Source organism: Pseudomonas sp. LAMO17WK12:I5 (genome assembly GCF_900215165.1).
Taxonomy (GTDB): domain Bacteria; phylum Pseudomonadota; class Gammaproteobacteria; order Pseudomonadales; family Pseudomonadaceae; genus Aquipseudomonas; species Aquipseudomonas putida_A.
The window spans coordinates 355609-372655 of sequence record NZ_OBDS01000006.1 but is presented as its reverse complement, the minus strand read 5'-3'; the positions used below and the strand labels follow the sequence as shown (position 1 = coordinate 372655).

Sequence of the window (17047 nt, the reverse complement as noted above, 5' to 3'; positions counted from 1 at the left end):
CATGCTGCGTTATCTGAGTCGACGTTTGCTGCTGATCATCCCCACGCTGCTGTGCATTCTGGTGGTCAACTTCGTGATTGTGCAGGCCGCACCGGGCGGCCCGGTGGAGCAAGCCATTGCCCGCCTGCAAGGTTTCGGCGGGCACGGCATGGGCGGTGGTGGCGAAGTCGCCGCGACGGGTGGTGCCGGGCGCAGCAGTCGCGGGCTGGACCCGGCGCTGATCGAGGAAATCAAACACCACTACGGCTTCGACAAGCCGATGCACGAACGCTTGTGGCTGATGCTGAAAAACTACGCCCAGCTGGATCTGGGCAGCAGTTTCTTTCGCGGCGCCAAGGTCACCGATCTGATCCTGCAGAAACTGCCGGTGTCGCTGTCGCTCGGCCTGTGGGCAACGCTGATCACCTACCTGATTTCAATCCCGCTGGGCATCCGCAAAGCGATCAGCAACGGCAGTGCGTTCGATGTCTGGAGCAGCACCGCGATCATCATTGGCTACGCGATGCCGGCGTTTCTGTTTGCGATGCTGCTGATCGTGGTGTTCGCCGGCGGCAGCTACGTCAACTGGTTCCCGGTGCAGGGGCTGGTGTCGGATAACTTCGACAGCCTCAGCACCTTGGGCAAGGTCGGCGACTACCTCTGGCACCTGGTGTTGCCGGTTACAGCACTGGTGATCGGCGGTTTCGCCACCCTGACCATCCTCACCAAAAACAGCTTCCTCAACGAGATCAGCCGCCAGTACGTGATCACCGCGCGGGCCAAGGGTCTGACCGAACGCCGCGTGCTCTACGGCCACGTGTTTCGCAACGCGATGCTGCTGGTGGTGGCCGGGGTGCCCTCGGCGCTGATCGAGGTGTTTTTCGCCGGTTCCTTGCTGATCGAAACCATCTTCAACCTCGACGGCCTCGGGCGCATGAGTTACGAGGCGGCGGTGTCGCGTGACTATCCGGTGGTGTTCGGCGCGCTGTTTCTGTTCACCCTGTTTGGCCTGCTGATCAAGCTGATCGGTGATCTCTGCTACACCCTGCTCGACCCGCGCATCGACTTCTCGGCGAGGACTGCCTGATGTTCACACTCTCTCCTCTGGGTCAGCGCCGGGTCGCGCAGTTCAAGGCCAACCGCCGTGGACGCTGGTCGCTGTGGCTGTTCATTGGCCTGTGCCTGATCTGCCTCGGCGGCGAACTGATTGCCAACGACAAGCCGTTGGTGATCCGCTACCACGGCGCCTACTACTTCCCGATCCTCAGCGAATACCTGGAAACCGATTTCGGCGGTGAACTGCCGTTCCAGCCGGATTACGCCAGCGCTTATGTGCACGGGCTGATCGAGGATCAGGGCGGCTGGATGCTGTTTCCGCCGATCCCGTTCAGCTACGACACGGTCAATTACGACCTGACTGAACCGGCACCCAGCCCACCCTCTTCCAGCAATTGGCTGGGCACCGACGATCAGGCGCGGGACGTATTGGCACGGGTGATTTTCGGCACACGAATTTCGATTCTGTTTGCGCTGATCCTCACCGGCATCAGTGCGCTGGTCGGCATCGTTGCCGGGGCGTTGCAGGGTTATTACGGCGGTTGGGTGGATTTGCTCGGGCAACGGGTGCTGGAGATCTGGTCGGGGCTGCCGGTGCTGTATCTGCTGATCATCTTGTCCGGGTTTGTCTCGCCAAGTTTCTGGTGGCTGCTGGGGATCATGGCGCTGTTTTCCTGGCTGGCATTGGTGGATGTGGTGCGCGCCGAGTTTCTGCGTGGACGCAATCTGGAATACGTCAAAGCCGCGCGGGCGCTGGGGCTGACCGACAGCGAACTGATGTTGCGGCACATCCTGCCCAACGCGATGACCTCCACCCTGACCTACCTGCCGTTCATTCTGACCGGCGCCATCGCCACCCTCACCGCCCTGGATTTCCTCGGTTTCGGCATGCCCGCCGGGACCGCTTCGCTGGGCGAACTGATCGGCCAGGCCAAGCGCAATCTGCAAGCGCCATGGCTGGGGCTGACGGCATTTTTTGCCTTGGCGCTGATTCTGTCGTTGCTGGTGTTCATCGGTGAGGCTTGCCGTGATGCGTTTGATCCACGATCTTGATCCGAGGGGCTGACATGAGCGACAACCTGATTGAAATCCGCGACCTGCGTGTCGCCTTCGCCGGGCAGGAAGTGGTGCACGGTCTGAACCTCGATATTCGTCGTGGCGAGTGTCTGGCGCTGGTCGGTGAGTCCGGCTCGGGCAAGTCGGTGACGGCGCATTCGATTTTGCGCCTGTTGCCGGGCAAAACCGTCAGCAGCAACGGTTCGATCGCTTATAACGGGGTGAACTTGCTGCACGCCAGCGAGCAGCAGATGCGCGGTTTGCGCGGCAACCGGATTGCGATGATTTTCCAGGAGCCGATGACCTCGCTTAATCCACTGCACAGCGTGGAACGACAGGTCGGCGAAGTGCTGGAGATTCACAAGGGCCTCAAGGGACGCGCCGCTCGTGAGCGCACGTTGGAGCTGCTGGAACTGGTGGGCATTCGCGAGCCGTTGCAGCGTTTGAAAGCCTATCCGCATCAGCTCTCCGGCGGTCAGCGGCAACGGGTGATGATTGCAATGGCGCTGGCCAATGAGCCGGAACTGCTGATCGCCGATGAGCCGACCACGGCGCTGGACGTGACCGTGCAGCAGAAAATTCTCGAGCTGCTGATCGAGTTGCAGCAGCGGCTCGGCATGTCGATGCTGCTGATCAGTCACGATCTGAATCTGGTGCGGCGCATCGCGCAACGGGTGTGCGTGATGCGCCACGGCGAAATCGTCGAACAGGCTGACTGCGAGACCCTGTTTCGCGCACCGCAGCATCCTTACAGCCGCTTGTTGATCGAAGCTGAACCGAGCGGTGCGCCGGTGCCGAGCCCGTACCAGCACAACCTGCTGGAAGTCGATGATCTCAAGGTCTGGTTTCCACTGCCCAAGGGCTTGTTCAGTCGTTCGCAGGCGTACATCAAAGCGGTGGACGGGGTCAGTTTCCGCCTGCAACGCGGCAAAACGTTGGGAATTGTCGGCGAATCCGGTTCGGGCAAATCGACGCTGGGTCAGGCGATCCTGCGGCTGGTGGAATCCGAGGGCGATATCCGCTTCGGCAACAAGCAACTGAGCCTGCTCAATCAACGCTTGATGCGGCCATTGCGGCGGCAGATTCAGGTGGTGTTCCAGGACCCGTTCGGCAGCCTGAGTCCACGGATGTCGGTGCAGCAGATCATTGCCGAAGGGTTGCTGACCCACGGCATCGGCACCGAGGCCGAGCGCGAAGCTGCGGTGATTCGCGTGCTGGAGGAAGTCGGCCTCGACCCCAAGAGTCGTCATCGCTACCCCCACGAATTTTCCGGCGGCCAGCGCCAGCGCATCTCCATCGCCCGTGCACTGGTGCTGGAGCCGGCGCTGATCCTGCTCGACGAACCGACCTCGGCGCTGGATCGCACGGTGCAGAAACAAGTGGTGGACCTGTTGCGGCAACTGCAGATCAAGCATGGGCTGACCTATCTGTTCATCAGCCATGACCTGGCGGTGGTGCATGCGCTGGCCCATGACTTGCTGGTGATCAAGGATGGCAAGGTGGTGGAACAGGGTTCGTCGCGGGAGATTTTTGCCGCACCAACCCACCCCTACACCCAGGAACTGCTGAAAGCCTCCGGCCTCAAGCCCGCTGAAGCCCCCTGTGGGAGCTGGCTTGCCAGCGATGGCGTCGTGTCAGTCGACACTCATTTCACTGATACACCGCTATCGCTGGCAAGCCAGCTCCCACAGGTCCACAGGTAATTGAACAATATTTTTCAGGCACTGCATCCAAACGCCTCCGCCACGGGTAGTCCCTGTAACAGCCCTCTTCGGCTGTCAGCGGTCTACCCCTTTCGGAGATAACACTGATGAACTTCACTCAACTGATTGGCCTCACCGGTTTGCTCGCCCTGTCCTCGACAACCTTCGCCCAAAGCAGCTATCCCGATGCGATCAAAGTCCCGGAAGGCCACAAGATCGCGATGGAAACCACTGGCGTCGGCGAGATCACTTACGAATGCCGCGACAAGCCCAATGCCGCCGGGCAAACCGAATGGACCTTCGTCGGCCCGAAAGCGGTGCTCAATGATCGCAGCGGCAAGCAGGTCGGCACCTACTTCGGCCCGCCCGCCACCTGGCAGGCCAAAGATGGTTCGAAAGTCACCGGCACGCAATTGGCCGTCGCCCCGTCGAGCCCGGGCAACCTGCCCTATCAACTGGTCAAGGCCAACCCGACTGAAGGCAAAGGCGCGATGAGCGGCGTGAGTTATATCCAGCGTGTCGCGCTCAAGGGCGGCGTGGCGCCGGGCAGCGAATGCACGGCGGCGAACAAGGGCAAGCAGGAAGTGGTGAAATATCAGGCCGATTACATTTTCTGGGCGGCGAACTGAGTTTCTGGCCCACTCAAATCTTTACTTGTGGGAGGGGGCTTGCTCCCGAAGGCGGCGTGTCAGCCAGCATCTGTTTCAATGACACAGCGCCTTCGGGAGCAAGCCCCCTCCCACAGAGGAGTCCACAGCGGGCCCCGGGTTGTCTGGATGTTTGCGGAATGTGAGCTAGATTGCACGACATGTCCTTACCCGAATCTGAATTCGATTACGAAGCCCGTCTCGCTGCCTGTGCCCGCGGCGAGCAGTCGGCCCTGCGCGATTTGTACGTGCAGGAAGGCCCGCGCCTGCTCGGCGTGGCCAAACGGCTGGTGCGTGACACGGCGCTGGCCGAAGACATCGTGCATGAGGCGTTTATCAAGATCTGGAACGGTGCGGCGCAATTTGATCCGGCGCGCGGTTCAGCGCGCGGCTGGATGTTCAGCGTGACCCGACATCTGGCGTTGAACCAGCTGCGTGATCAAAGCCGGGAGACGCCGTTCAACGAAGAACACGATGCCGAGCCTGACGAGGACGCCTTCGATGTGCAGGGGCATTCGGCGCGGATCCATCGTTGTCTGGAACAACTCGACCCGCAGCGGCGAAGCTGCATCCTCCACGCTTATGTCGACGGCTACAGCCACGCGCAGATTTCCCAACGGTTGGGCACGCCGCTGGGCACGGTCAAAGCCTGGATCAAACGCAGCCTCAACGCTTTGCGGGAGTGCATGGGATGACCACTGAATCGGCGCAGGAACGTGATGAACTGGCCAGTGAATACGTGCTCGGCACCCTGTCGGCGCCGGAGCGTGAAGCGCTGCAACAGCGCTTGCCACACGACCCCGAACTGCAAGCGGCGGTGGATGCCTGGGAGCGACGCTTGCTCGACCTGACCGAATTTGCCGGGACGCAGCAGCCTTCGCCGCATTTGTGGCCGCGCATCGAGCGCAGTGTCGAGCGGTTCGCGCAAAAAGCGCCGGCTGCGCCGTCAACCTCGTGGTGGAATCTGCTGCCGCTGTGGCGCGGCTTGAGTGCGGCCGGCTTGGTCGCCACATTGGTTTTGGGCTCGATCCTGCTGACCCAGACCACGCCGAAGCCGAATTATCTGGTGGTGCTGGTCGCGCCGCAGGACAAGGCGCCAGGCTGGGTGATTCAGGCCAGTAATCCACGGGAAATTCAGTTAATCCCGCTGGGCGTGGTCGAAGTGCCGGCGGACAAGGCGCTGGAGTTCTGGACCAAGGCTGACGGCTGGCAAGGGCCGGTGTCGCTGGGACTGGTCAAACCGGGGCAGACGCTGTCGGTGCCGCTGGACAAATTGCCGCCGCTGCAACCGAATCAGCTGTTCGAGCTGACGCTGGAAGGCGCCAATGGCTCGCCGATCGGCAAACCAACCGGGCCGATTCAGGCGATTGGCCGAGCCGTCAAGGTGCTTTGAACCGGCGTCAACCGGCCTTGGCCATGCAACGCTTGTAGCGCTCATCCACGCGTTTGGCGAACCACGCCGTGGTCAGCTTGCGGGTGATTTTCGGGCTCTGCAAAACGATCCCCGGCAACACCGCGCGTGGCAAGGTCTTGCCTTCAGCCTTCTCCGCCAGTTCGAACACCCGCTGATAGAGTTTGGTCTCTTCGAACTCCAGGGTTTTGCCCTTCTCCAGTTGATCGCGAATGGTCGGGTTACGCATGCCCAGCGACTTGCCGAGGGTGCGCACCGCCAGTTCGGTGGTGCCAGGCATGATCGAGTCGTAGCGAATCAAGTCGCCATCCAGCGCCAGCGGGATGCCCGAAGCTCGGCTGACGGCGTTCTGGAACGCGGCATTGCGGCTGGCGTACCAGCCGGCATTGAAGTCGGCGAAGCGGTACAGCGGCTCGCGGTAACTCACCGGGTAGCCAAGTAAATGGGCGATGCCGAAGTACATGCCGCCACGGCGGGTGAACACTTCGTGGCGGATCGTGCCGTCTACCGGGTACGGATACTCCTTGGCGTGCTGCTCAGCGAATTCGATGCTGACCTGCATCGGTCCGGCGGTGTGTACCGGGTTGAAGCCGCCGAACAAGGTGCGGCCCATCGGCACTCTGCCGATGAAGTCGTCAAAAATGGCGCTGAGTTCTTTTTCACTGCGTGCCGCGTTCAGGCGTTCGCTGTAGGTCTTGCCGTTGGTGGAGCGCACTTGCAGAGCGCCACTGACCAACAGGCTGGGAATATGCACTTTGGCGGCACGACGGTCGATTTCGTCGCGGGCGATCTTGCCCAGGCCCGGCACCGTGGGGTCAACTTGGAAGGTGGATTCCTGCTCGGCCACGGCCAGCACCGAACACAGATTCTGCATGGTCGGGCTGATGTTCTGTGCGGCGAACGCGGCGTAGATGTCGGTGGCCCAGCCTTGACGGTCGGGCACTTTGGCCGGCATCAGCCGCACTATTTCGGCTTTCACTTCAGCCGGCGCACGCGGTGCCGGCTCCTGGCTGCGCTGGCCGGCGCAACCGGCGAGCGCCAGCAGCGTGGCGAGGGTAATGACTAATCGAGGGGTGTGCATGGCGCTCCTTGGCGTGCGTTGAGGCGGGTTCACCATACGATCAAAGGGGTGACGCAGGCTAGGACTGTGACCTTTGTGGTGAGGGGATTTATCCCCGATGGACTTCGCAGCAGCCTTCCAATATCAAAGCGACCCGCTCCGCGCGTCATCGGGGATAAATCCCCTCACCACAGGTTTCCATTCGGAACCGAAAATTCAGCGAGATAAACAGTTTGCAAAACGTTACTGCGAACTCCTATCATTTGCACCTGGAGTCGTATTTGCGCAAGGAGTTCCCCGCGCCGTTCTAATTTTCTCACCGGCCGTACGCCTCCAGGTATCGACATGCCCGCTCCAGCTCGACTCGCCGTCCCGTTTCGCCCGACGCTTCTCGCCCTGCTGTGCTCCCTGACTGTCACCGCTCACGCTGCCGATGAAAACGGCAAGGAGCTGGTGCTCGACAACGTCAACATCAATGCCCAGGCACCGACGCCCAACGCCCTGCCCCCGGTCTACGCCGGTGGTCAGGTCGCCCGTGGCGGCCAGCTCGGCGTGCTCGGCAATCAGGACATGATGGACGTGCCGTTCAGCGCCGCGTCGTACACCGAACAGCTGATTCAGGATCAGCAAGCGGAAAACGTTGCCGACGTCCTGCTCAACGATGCTTCGGTGCGTCAGGCTTCGGGTTTCTCCAATCAGGCGCAGGTGTTCATGATCCGCGGTCTGCCGCTGAACGGTGACGACATTTCCTATAACGGCCTGTACGGCGTGTTGCCCCGGCAGATCATCTCCACCGATGCGCTGGAGCGCGTGGAAGTGTTCAAAGGCCCCAACGCCTTCATCAACGGCGTGACGCCGACCGGCTCCGGCATCGGTGGCGGCGTCAACCTGCAGCCCAAGCGTGCCGGCGACGAGCCGCTGCGCCGCTACACCACCGATATCAACAGCGAAGGTCGCATCGGTCAGCACTTTGATATCGGCCAGCGATTCGGCGAAGACAACCGCTTCGGCGCGCGGATCAACCTGTCCCAGCGCGAAGGCGACACCGGCATCGATCACGAAAACCAGCGCTCGAAACTGTTCAGCATCGGCCTCGATTATCGCGGTGACGCGCTGCGTATTTCCGGCGACTTCGCCTACCAGAAAGAACGCGTCAACGGCGGCCGCAACTCGGTCAACCTCGGCACCGCCACGCACATTCCGGACGCGCCGTCGGCCGACACCAACTACGCGCCGAAGTGGGGTTACACCGACATCGAAGACACTTTCGGCATGCTCCGCGCCGAATACGACCTGAACGACAACTGGACCGCCTACGTCGCCGGCGGCGCCAAGCACACCCGCGAAGTCGGCCGTTACAACTCGACCACGCTGGTGGGCAACAACGGCGCCTCCTACACCACCGGCTCGTTCATCCCCCACGACGAGGACAACACCAGCCTGATGGCGGGTCTCAACGGCAAGTTCAACACCGGCGCCGTCAGCCACAAACTCAACTTCGGCCTCAGCGGTCTGTGGGCCGAACAGCGCAGCGCCTATGATTTCGACCTGACCAAGTACGCCAACAACATCTACCACCCGGTGCAAACGCCGTCGCCGGTCGGCAATTTTTCCGGCGGCGATCTCAATGACCCGGGCATCGTCGGCAAGACCTTCAACCGCAGCCTCGCGCTCTCCGACACCCTCGGTTTCTTCGACGACCGCCTGCTGATCACCGCCGGCCTGCGTCGTCAGCAACTGGTGGTGCAAGGCTACAACTACGCCAGTTACGGCAGCGGCAGCCGCAAGTCGAGCTACGACGAATCGATCACCACGCCGGTCTACGGCATCGTGTTCAAGCCGTGGGAGCATGTGTCGTTCTACGCCAACCACATCGAAGGCCTGGCCCAGGGGCCGACCTCGCCAGCCAGCACTGGCGGCTTGCGCGTGACCAACGGCAACGAGGTCTACGCACCGGCCCGCTCCAAGCAGACCGAGGCCGGGGTCAAGGTCGACATGGGCACTTACGGCGCGAGCCTGGGCGTGTATCGCATCGAGCAGCCGAGCGATGGCTACTGTGAAATCAACAGCGCCACCACCTGCACCTACGTGCGTGAAGGCGAGCAGATCAACAAAGGGGTAGAGATGAACGTGTTCGGCGAGCCGATCAACGGCCTGCGCCTGATCAGCGGCCTGACGCTGATGGACACCGAACTGCGCAACACCCAGAACGGCGCCAACGACGGCAACCGTGCCATTGGCGTGCCGAGCTTCCAGTTCAACGCTGGTGCCGACTGGGATGTACCGGGCCTGCAAGGCGTGGCGCTGAATGCGCGGATGCTGCGCACCGGTGGCCAGTATGCCGACGCGGCCAACAACCTCAGCCTGCCGAGCTGGAACCGCTTTGACGCGGGTGCGCGTTATGCGTTCAAGGTCTCGCAGAAAGACGTGACCCTGCGTCTGGGCGTGGAAAACCTGGCCAACAAGAAGTATTGGGAATCGGCGCAGGGCGGCTATCTGACCCAGGGTGAGCCACGGGTGGCGAAGTTGTCGGGCACCATCGATTTCTAAACCTCGCCGTGAAATGAAAAGGCCCCGCAGCTTTACCGTTGCGGGGTCTTTTTTTTTCTGCGGCGAGTTATAAGCCCCCTTCGCGAGCAGGCTCGCTCCCACCTTGGAATGCGTTCGACTGTGGGAGCGGGCTTGCTCGCAAAGGGGCCGGCACTGGCTACCCTTTCCATCTGATCCATACTTGCTCCACAGCAAACGGAGGAGAGGCCCATGAACCGCAGCGACGTACTGATCATCGGCGCCGGCCCGACCGGTCTGGTGCTGGCCCTGTGGCTGAGCAAACTCGGTATGCGCGTGCGCATCATCGACAAGACCTCCGCGCCCGGCACCACCTCACGAGCACTGGCGGTGCAGGCGCGCACCCTGGAGTTGTACCGCCAGCTGGACCTGGCCGACACCGTGGTGCGCAACGGCCACAAGGTCGCGGCGGCGAATTTCTGGGTAAAGGGCAAACCGGTCGCGCAGTTGCCGTTGCAGCGCATCGGCGAAGGCCTGACGCCCTACTCGTTCATCGAAATCTTTCCCCAGGATCAGCACGAACGGCTGCTGCTCGAACGCCTCGAAGACTATGACGTGACGGTTGAGCGCAACACCGAGCTTGAGAGTTTCGAAGAAACCGGCGACGGCCTCACCGCGCACTTGCGCCTGCCCGATGGCGAACAGGAAATCTGCCAGGCCTGCTATCTGGCGGGATGTGATGGCGCCCGCTCAGTGGTGCGCAAAACCCTCGACACCGGTTTTCCCGGCGGCACCTATCAGCAGATTTTCTACGTCGCCGACGTCAAGGCCAGCGGCCCGGCGATGAACGGTGAGCTGCACCTGGATCTGGATGAAGCGGACTTCCTTGCGGTGTTTCCACTGGCCGGTGAAGGCCGCGCCCGACTGATCGGCACCGTGCGTGACGAACGTGCCGACCGCGCCGAAACCCTGCAATTTGCCGACGTCAGCAGCCGCGCCATCGAGCACCTGAAAGTGCACATCGACGAGGTCAACTGGTTCTCCACCTACCGCGTGCATCACCGCGTGGCCGAGCATTTTCGCAGCGGTCGGGCGTTTCTCCTCGGCGACGCCGCGCACGTGCACAGCCCCGCCGGCGGCCAGGGCATGAACACCGGCATCGGCGATGCGATCAACCTGGCCTGGAAACTCGCCGCCGTGCTCAACGGCAGCGCCACGGCGAAGCTGCTCGACACTTACGAAACCGAGCGCATCGCCTTCGCCCGGCGGCTGGTGTCGACCACCGACAAGGTGTTCACTTTCGTCACCGCCGAGGGGCGCATCGCCGATCTGCTGCGCACGCGCCTGGCCCCGTTTCTGATCCCGAAAATGGCCACCTTCGAGGCCAGCCGTGAGTTCCTGTTTCGCACCGTCTCACAGGTCACCCTCAACTACCGCGGCATGCCGCTGAGCCAGGGCACAGCTGGCCACGTGCACGGTGGTGACCGCCTGCCGTGGGCGCATGATGGTGAGGGGGATAACTACGAACCGCTAAGGCAGCCTTGCTGGCAGGTGCACGTGTACGGCGACACCAGCGACGAGATGATCGCCTGGTGCAACGAACACCATCTGTCGCTGCACGTGTTCGACTGGCGGCCGGCGTTTGAAACGGCGGGGTTGGGGCGTAACGGGTTTTACCTGTTGCGCCCGGATACGTATGTGGCGATTGCCGATAACAGTGCTGATCCGAAGGTGATCGAGCGGTACTTTCGCGATCACGGTATCCGGCCCTACTTCAACTTTCCGTGACCCTACACAATCCCAATGTGGGAGCGGGCTTGCTCGCGAAGTCGTCGTGTCAGTCAACCTATTCGTTGCTGATACACCGCATTCGCGAGCAAGCCCGCTCCCACAGGGGGTTGTGCGGTATTCGTCAGATCCCGGCCAGCGCCAGATCCATCGCAAAGTAGGTGAAGATCAGGTCCGCCCCCGCGCGCTTGATCGCGCCCAGGCTTTCGCGCACCACGCGATCCTCGTCGATTGCACCGGCCTGCGCGCCGAACTTGATCATCGCGTATTCGCCGCTGACCTGATACGCCGACAGCGGCAGGTTCGAGGCTTCACGAATGTCGCGGATGATGTCGAGGTACGCACCGGCCGGTTTGACCATCAGCGCATCGGCGCCTTCCTGCTCGTCGAGCAGCGATTCGCGCAGGGCTTCGCGGCGGTTCATCGGGTTCATCTGATAGCTTTTGCGATCACCCTTCAGCGCGCTGCCGCCGGCCTCGCGGAACGGGCCGTACAGCGCCGAGGCGAATTTGGTCGAGTAGGCCATGATCGGAATCTGGGTGAAACCGGCGGCGTCCAGCGCCTGGCGAATCGCCCGCACCTGCCCGTCCATCGCCGCCGACGGGGCGATCACGTCAGCACCGGCACGCGCCGCGGCCACAGCTTGCTTGCCGAGGTTGATCAAGGTCTGGTCGTTGTCGACTTCGTGGTTGTGCATCACGCCGCAGTGGCCGTGATCGGTGTATTCGCAGAAGCAGGTGTCGGACATCACGATCATTTCCGGCACCGCGTCCTTGGCAATCCGCGACATGCGCGAGACCAGTCCCTCTTCGCGCCAGGTGTCGCTGCCGTTGGCGTCCAGGTGATGGGACACGCCAAAGGTCATTACCGACTTGATCCCGGCACGGGCATAACGCTCGATTTCACTGGCCAGCTTGCGCTCGGGAATGCGCATCACCCCGGGCATGCTCTTGATCGGCACGAAGTCGTCGATCTCTTCTTCGACGAAAATCGGCAGCACCAGATCATTCAGGCTGAACTCGGTTTCCTGGAACAGGCTGCGCAGGCTCGCATTGCGGCGCAGACGGCGGGGACGTGCTTCGGGGAACTGGCTGGACATGGGGCTTTCCTGAAATCGGAAGATGAGACGAAAGTCGTAGGGGGCGAAGCTTATGCCTTCGGTGGGCGCAGGTACAAACCTGGATCAATCAAGACAGCATTACCGGGGGTGCAATAATCCTCGGAACAATCCGATTACCTGTGGGAGCTGGCTTGCCAGCGATAGCGGTGGGTCAGGCAACATAGATATTGACTGTGCCGGCTTCATCGCTGGCAAGCCAGCTCCCACAGGGTCGGGTGAAGGTCAGGAAGGAATGGTCAACCCGCGCACCACAGCCGGGCGAGCCAGAAAGCGCTCCAGCACCCGGGTCACGTTCGGGAAATTATTGATTCCGACCAGATCCCCCGCCTCATAGAAGCCGATCAGGTTACGCACCCACGGAAACGTGGCGATGTCGGCGATGGTGTAGCGCTCGCCCATGATCCAGTCGCGACCTTCCAGACGTTTGTCGAGCACGCTGAGCAGGCGTCTGCTCTCCTCGACATAGCGGTCACGCGGACGCTTGTCCTCGTAGTCCTTGCCGGCGAATTTGTTGAAGAAGCCGAGCTGGCCGAACATCGGGCCGATACCGCCCATCTGGAACATCAGCCACTGAATCGTCTCGTAACGCAGCGCGCCTTCCTGGGCGAGCAACTGGCCGCTCTTGTCGGCGAGGTAGATCAGGATTGCGCCGGATTCGAACAGCGGCAGCGGCTGGTCTTGCGGGCCGTGGGGGTCGAGGATCGCCGGGATCTTGTTGTTGGGGTTCAGCGACAAAAATTCCGGGGACATCTGATCTTGCGTGTCGAAACCCACACGGTGCGCCTCGTAGGGCAGGCCGATCTCTTCGAGCATGATCGAGACCTTGACGCCGTTGGGGGTCGGCAGGGAATAGAGTTGAATCCAGTCGGGGTACTGCGCCGGCCATTTCTGGGTGATGGGGAACGCGGACAGATCGGTCATGGGAAACATCCAGTCACAAGGAAAGCACTGATCATAATGTAGGAGCTGCCGCAGGCTGCGATCTTTTGATTCAGCTTTAACAAACCAAATCAAAAGATCGCAGCCTGCGGCAGCTCCTACATGAACCGTAACATCCTGCGGGTAATGTGCATGAACCAAACCGGCCTCAGAGGACTCTGAGCTATGCCTTTCGTAAAGGAAGCGCGACACACGACATGGACAACACCCGGTGCTGGGAGCCCGCGGTGTAAGGGTTGGTCAGCCCCAACCGAATTTGCTGAAGAATCCTATATTCAATGACGAACCTCATGAGTTTCGCCAAACGCTTCAAACATCGCGCCTATGTGGCCCTGCCCTCCCTGCTGGCAGTCAGTGCGCTGACCTTGTCGCTCGAATCGAGCCAGATTCGCGCGCAACCGGTGGACGGTACGCAGACGCTGATCTTCCTGCGCCACGCGGAAAAACCCGAGGGCGGTCTCGGCCAGCTCAACTGTCAGGGTCTGAACCGGGCGATCGAGCTGTCGACCCTGCTGCCGGAAAAATTCGGCAAGGCCGATTACGTGTTCGCCGCCAACCCGACACGCAATGTCGAGGAAGGCGAACTGGACAACTCCTACAGCTACATCCGTCCGTTGATGACCATCAGCCCCGCCGCGATCAAGCTCGGCCTGCCGGTGAACATCGAGTTCTCCGCCAACGACACCAGTGATCTGGCGCGCGAGCTGATCGAGGACAAGTACCACAACGCGACGATCTACACTGCCTGGTCGCACGGCTATTTGCCGGAGCTGATCAACAAGGTTGCCGGCAAGGCCGTCGGCGAGAAGCAGACCATCACCGATGACTGGGCGTCGGGCGATTTCGATTCGCTGTACGTGCTGACCCTGACCTGGCACAACGGCAAGGCCAGTTTGCAGAGCCACAGCTACAAGCAGGGGCTGGATAACGGCAAGGCGACCTGTCCGACTTGAGTTTTGCGCTGCCTGTACCGGCCCTTTCGCGAGCAAGCCCGCTCCCACAGGGGATCTGCGTCAGGCAGAAATTTCTGCCCAGTGGAGACCCAATGTGGGAGCGGGCTTGCTCGCGAAGAGGCCCGCAAGAGCACCCTCAAACCCGCTGATTCAGCCGCTCACGCAGATACTCCAGCACCGCCCCGCGCTCCCCGGCAAATTCAATCCGCCCGCCCTTCTTCTCACGCTGGAACGCATACATCGGGTCGTAATATTCGCGCAGCAACACGCTGATCCAGTTACGGAACTGCTCGACCGAACCGCTGCGCGCCTGCTCCGCCAAGGCCTCTTCCATCTGCAGGAACATCCGCTGATGGCGTTCGCCCCCCAGCCGGCGCTGGATATTGTTCAAACTCGCAATCAGCCGCTCGGCATACAGCGCAAAGCCCTGCTCGCCATGCACCGCGACAAACTCAGCGTGCAGGTTGATCACGTAATCCTGCAGAATCCGCTCGACCCGCTGCTCCAGGCTGTCTTCGAGCCAGACCATCGGCGCCACTTGCATGCCTCGGTACAGCGGCAATGGCAAGGCACAACTGCCGACTACCCGGCTCTCGTCCTCCAGCACAAACTGCTGGATCCCGCCGGCGCGTTTTTTCAGCAGATCAACGGCCAGACGGTTTTCAAAATCGATGTTGGTCGGTTGGCCGGTGGCGCGCTTGCCGAAACTCGAGCCCCGATGATTGGCGTGGCCTTCCAGATCCAGACCATTACTCAACTGCACCAACAGTTCAGTCTTGCCGGTGCCGGTCATCCCGCCCAGCAGCACCAGATCGCACTCGGCCACGGCCTGATCGATCGTCTCCAGCAGGAACGTACGCATCGCCTTGTAACCACCGCCGACCCGCGGGTAATCGATCCCGCCCTCTTCCTTGATCCATTGCTGGACGATCTGCGAACGCAAGCCGCCGCGAAAGCAATACAGGTAGCCGTCGGGGTGCGCCCGGGCAAACTCGACCCAGCCCTGAATGCGCTGCTCACGCACGTCGGCAGACACCAGCCGCTCACCCAGGGCGATGGCGGCTTGTTGCCCATGCTGCTTGTAGCAAGTCCCCACCTGCTCGCGCTCGCGGTCGTTCATCAGCGGCAGGTTGACCACGCCCGGAAACGCGCCGTGGGCAAACTCGATCGGCGCACGGGCATCCATCATCGGCCGGTCGTTGAGGAAAATATCGCGGTAATCGGTGCAGTCGCGTGACATCAGTTCACCTCGACTGCGTGGGTCTGTCGCTCGACCAGCTCGCCGATCGGCGCCAGGTTCAGGCCCAGTTCGGCAGCCACGGCGAGGAATTCGGCGTTGCCTTCCGGTGTAACTGCAATCAACAGACCGCCGCTGGTCTGCGGGTCGCACAGCACGCGCTTGTGCAACTCCTGCAGACGGCCGAGCTTGCTCGAATAGCTGTCAAAGTTACGCAAGGTGCCACCGGGCACACAGCCCTGTTCGAGGTAGTACTCGACGCTGTCCAGACGCGGCACGTGGTTGTAGCCGATACGTGCGGTCAGGTGGCTGCCGTCGGCCATTTCCACCAGATGCCCGAGCAGGCCGAAACCGGTAACGTCGGTCATCGCGGTGACGCCGGCCAGTTTGCCAAAACGGCTGCCGGGTTTGTTCAGGGTGCACATCCAGTCACGGGCCACGCCAATGTCGCTGGAACGCAATTTGCCTTTCTTCTCGGCGGTGGTGAGGATGCCGATGCCCAACGGCTTGGTCAGGTACAGCAGGCAACCGGCGGTGGCGGTGTCGTTGCGCTTCATGTGGCGCTTTTCCACCAGACCGGTCACGGCCAGGCCGAAAATCGGCTCCGGCGCATCGATCGAATGCCCACCGGCTAGCGGAATGCCGGCGGCGTCACACACCGCGCGCCCGCCGCGAATCACTTCCCGCGCCACTTCCGGCGCCAGCACATTCACTGGCCAGCCGAGGATCGCAATCGCCATCAACGGATCGCCGCCCATCGCATAGATGTCGCTGATCGCATTGGTCGCAGCGATCCGGCCGAAGTCGAACGGATCGTCGACAATCGGCATGAAGAAGTCCGTGGTCGACACCACACCGCGCTCGGCGTCGATCTCGTACACCGCCGCATCATCACGCGAGGCATTGCCGACCCACAGTTTCGGGTCAAGGTTCTGCGCTCCGCTGCCGGCCAGAATCACTTCCAGCACCTGCGGGGAAATCTTGCAGCCACAACCGGCACCGTGGCTGTATTGGGTCAGGCGAATCGGCTCGCTCATGGGAGAGTCTCTGGCAGTTGATGGGGCGGATTCTAGCAGAGCGCGGGCCGGCAGATTTTTGCGCTGAATGTCCGGGCCTCTTCGCGAGCAGGCTCGCTCCCACATTAGTTGCAATGCGATCCCCTGTGGGAGCGGGCTTGCTCGCGAAAGCTATCGACGGGTCACCACGATTTCACGGCCGGGTACAAAAGGTGCCCTGATGAAAAACCATTTGCCACTGCTCGCCCTGCCGCCGCCATACCGAACTGCGCAGACTGTCCGCCGGCACCCGCTGACCGTCAGCGACGGTATGGCAGTGATACGTCACCAGCGCCGAATCTTCCGACAACGGCTTGAGCGTGAACTGACTGACGGTACGTGGTGCGAATGCTTGCTGCGGCAGCGCTGCCAGCACATCGGACTTGTTCCAGATGCCGCCGCTGGCGCCGAATTCGACAAAGTCGTCCGCGATCAGTCGCGCCAGTTCTGCGGGGTCCTCGCGCACGGCGCGCGATAGCAGGCGGTTTTCCAGATGTAACAAATGCTTCGACAGATCCATCTCGTTCCTACCTCA

At 61.8% G+C, this 17047-nt stretch carries 15 protein-coding genes; 9 read left to right on the top strand and 6 right to left on the bottom strand.

Annotation, left to right across the window (positions count from 1 at the left end):
- Nucleotide 1 precedes the first annotated feature (1 nt).
- The 6 genes from CRO59_RS12975 to CRO59_RS12950 all read left to right on the top strand — a co-directional run bounded on the left by CRO59_RS12975 (nt 2) and on the right by CRO59_RS12950 (nt 5834).
- Nucleotides 2–1066, top strand: a complete 1065-nt coding sequence (locus tag CRO59_RS12975) for a microcin C ABC transporter permease YejB (RefSeq protein ID WP_027613869.1) — start codon at nt 2–4, stop codon at nt 1064–1066.
- Nucleotides 1066–2088: an ABC transporter permease gene (locus tag CRO59_RS12970; protein WP_096797383.1), complete on the top strand. Its 1023-nt coding sequence runs from the start codon at nt 1066–1068 to the stop codon at nt 2086–2088. Before CRO59_RS12975 ends, CRO59_RS12970 begins: the two co-directional genes overlap by 1 nt.
- Before the next feature lie 14 nt (nt 2089–2102).
- Entirely contained in the window at nt 2103–3794 is a 1692-nt protein-coding gene (locus CRO59_RS12965; protein ID WP_097087757.1) for an ABC transporter ATP-binding protein, read from the top strand.
- Nucleotides 3795–3901: 107 nt separating this feature from the next.
- A complete protein-coding gene (locus CRO59_RS12960; RefSeq protein WP_097087755.1) occupies nt 3902–4423 on the top strand; it encodes a DUF3455 domain-containing protein in 522 nt (173 codons plus the stop codon).
- A gap of 179 nt (nt 4424–4602) precedes the next feature.
- On the top strand, nt 4603–5136 hold the full coding sequence (locus CRO59_RS12955) for a sigma-70 family RNA polymerase sigma factor (RefSeq protein ID WP_097087753.1): 534 nt from the start codon (nt 4603–4605) through the stop codon (nt 5134–5136).
- Nucleotides 5133–5834 carry an anti-sigma factor domain-containing protein gene (locus tag CRO59_RS12950; protein ID WP_096797386.1) on the top strand — a complete coding sequence of 234 codons (702 nt, stop codon included), beginning with the start codon at nt 5133–5135 and terminating at the stop codon, nt 5832–5834. Before CRO59_RS12955 ends, CRO59_RS12950 begins: the two co-directional genes overlap by 4 nt.
- 7 nt (nt 5835–5841) lie before the next feature.
- Here the strand turns inward: CRO59_RS12950 and CRO59_RS12945 are convergent, their stop codons facing one another.
- Complete coding sequence (locus tag CRO59_RS12945; RefSeq protein WP_097087751.1) at nt 5842–6933, bottom strand: DUF1615 domain-containing protein; 1092 nt, start codon at nt 6931–6933, stop codon at nt 5842–5844.
- A 324-nt stretch (nt 6934–7257) separates the two neighbouring features.
- Here CRO59_RS12945 and CRO59_RS12940 point away from each other — a divergent pair, with 324 nt between their 5' ends.
- Both CRO59_RS12940 and CRO59_RS12935 read left to right on the top strand, forming a co-directional pair.
- A complete protein-coding gene (locus tag CRO59_RS12940) occupies nt 7258–9462 on the top strand; it encodes a TonB-dependent siderophore receptor (protein ID WP_097087749.1) in 2205 nt (734 codons plus the stop codon).
- 210 nt (nt 9463–9672) lie between these two features.
- Nucleotides 9673–11208 (top strand): FAD-dependent oxidoreductase, encoded by a 1536-nt coding sequence (locus CRO59_RS12935; RefSeq protein WP_097087748.1) that lies wholly within the window; start codon nt 9673–9675, stop codon nt 11206–11208.
- 124 nt (nt 11209–11332) lie between these two features.
- Here CRO59_RS12935 and hemB read toward each other — a convergent pair whose 3' ends face one another.
- On the bottom strand, nt 11333–12307 hold the full coding sequence (gene hemB, locus CRO59_RS12930) for a porphobilinogen synthase (protein WP_027613860.1): 975 nt from the start codon (nt 12305–12307) through the stop codon (nt 11333–11335).
- A 243-nt stretch (nt 12308–12550) separates the two neighbouring features.
- Complete coding sequence (locus tag CRO59_RS12925) at nt 12551–13249, bottom strand: glutathione binding-like protein (RefSeq protein WP_027613859.1); 699 nt, start codon at nt 13247–13249, stop codon at nt 12551–12553.
- Nucleotides 13250–13545: 296 nt separating this feature from the next.
- On the opposite strand from CRO59_RS12925, the gene CRO59_RS12920 reads away from it, so the two are divergent.
- Nucleotides 13546–14220, top strand: coding sequence for a hypothetical protein (locus CRO59_RS12920; protein WP_027613858.1), 675 nt, complete (start codon nt 13546–13548; stop codon nt 14218–14220).
- A gap of 136 nt (nt 14221–14356) precedes the next feature.
- Here CRO59_RS12920 and mnmH read toward each other — a convergent pair whose 3' ends face one another.
- The 3 genes from mnmH to CRO59_RS12905 form a co-directional block, all read right to left on the bottom strand.
- Nucleotides 14357–15460, bottom strand: coding sequence for a tRNA 2-selenouridine(34) synthase MnmH (gene mnmH, locus CRO59_RS12915; protein ID WP_097087746.1), 1104 nt, complete (start codon nt 15458–15460; stop codon nt 14357–14359).
- Nucleotides 15460–16494, bottom strand: coding sequence for a selenide, water dikinase SelD (selD, locus tag CRO59_RS12910; RefSeq protein WP_096797393.1), 1035 nt, complete (start codon nt 16492–16494; stop codon nt 15460–15462). Before selD ends, mnmH begins: the two co-directional genes overlap by 1 nt.
- Nucleotides 16495–16666: 172 nt before the next feature.
- Nucleotides 16667–17032 (bottom strand): DUF4440 domain-containing protein, encoded by a 366-nt coding sequence (locus tag CRO59_RS12905; protein ID WP_097087744.1) that lies wholly within the window; start codon nt 17030–17032, stop codon nt 16667–16669.
- Between the last annotated feature and the right edge of the window lie 15 nt (nt 17033–17047).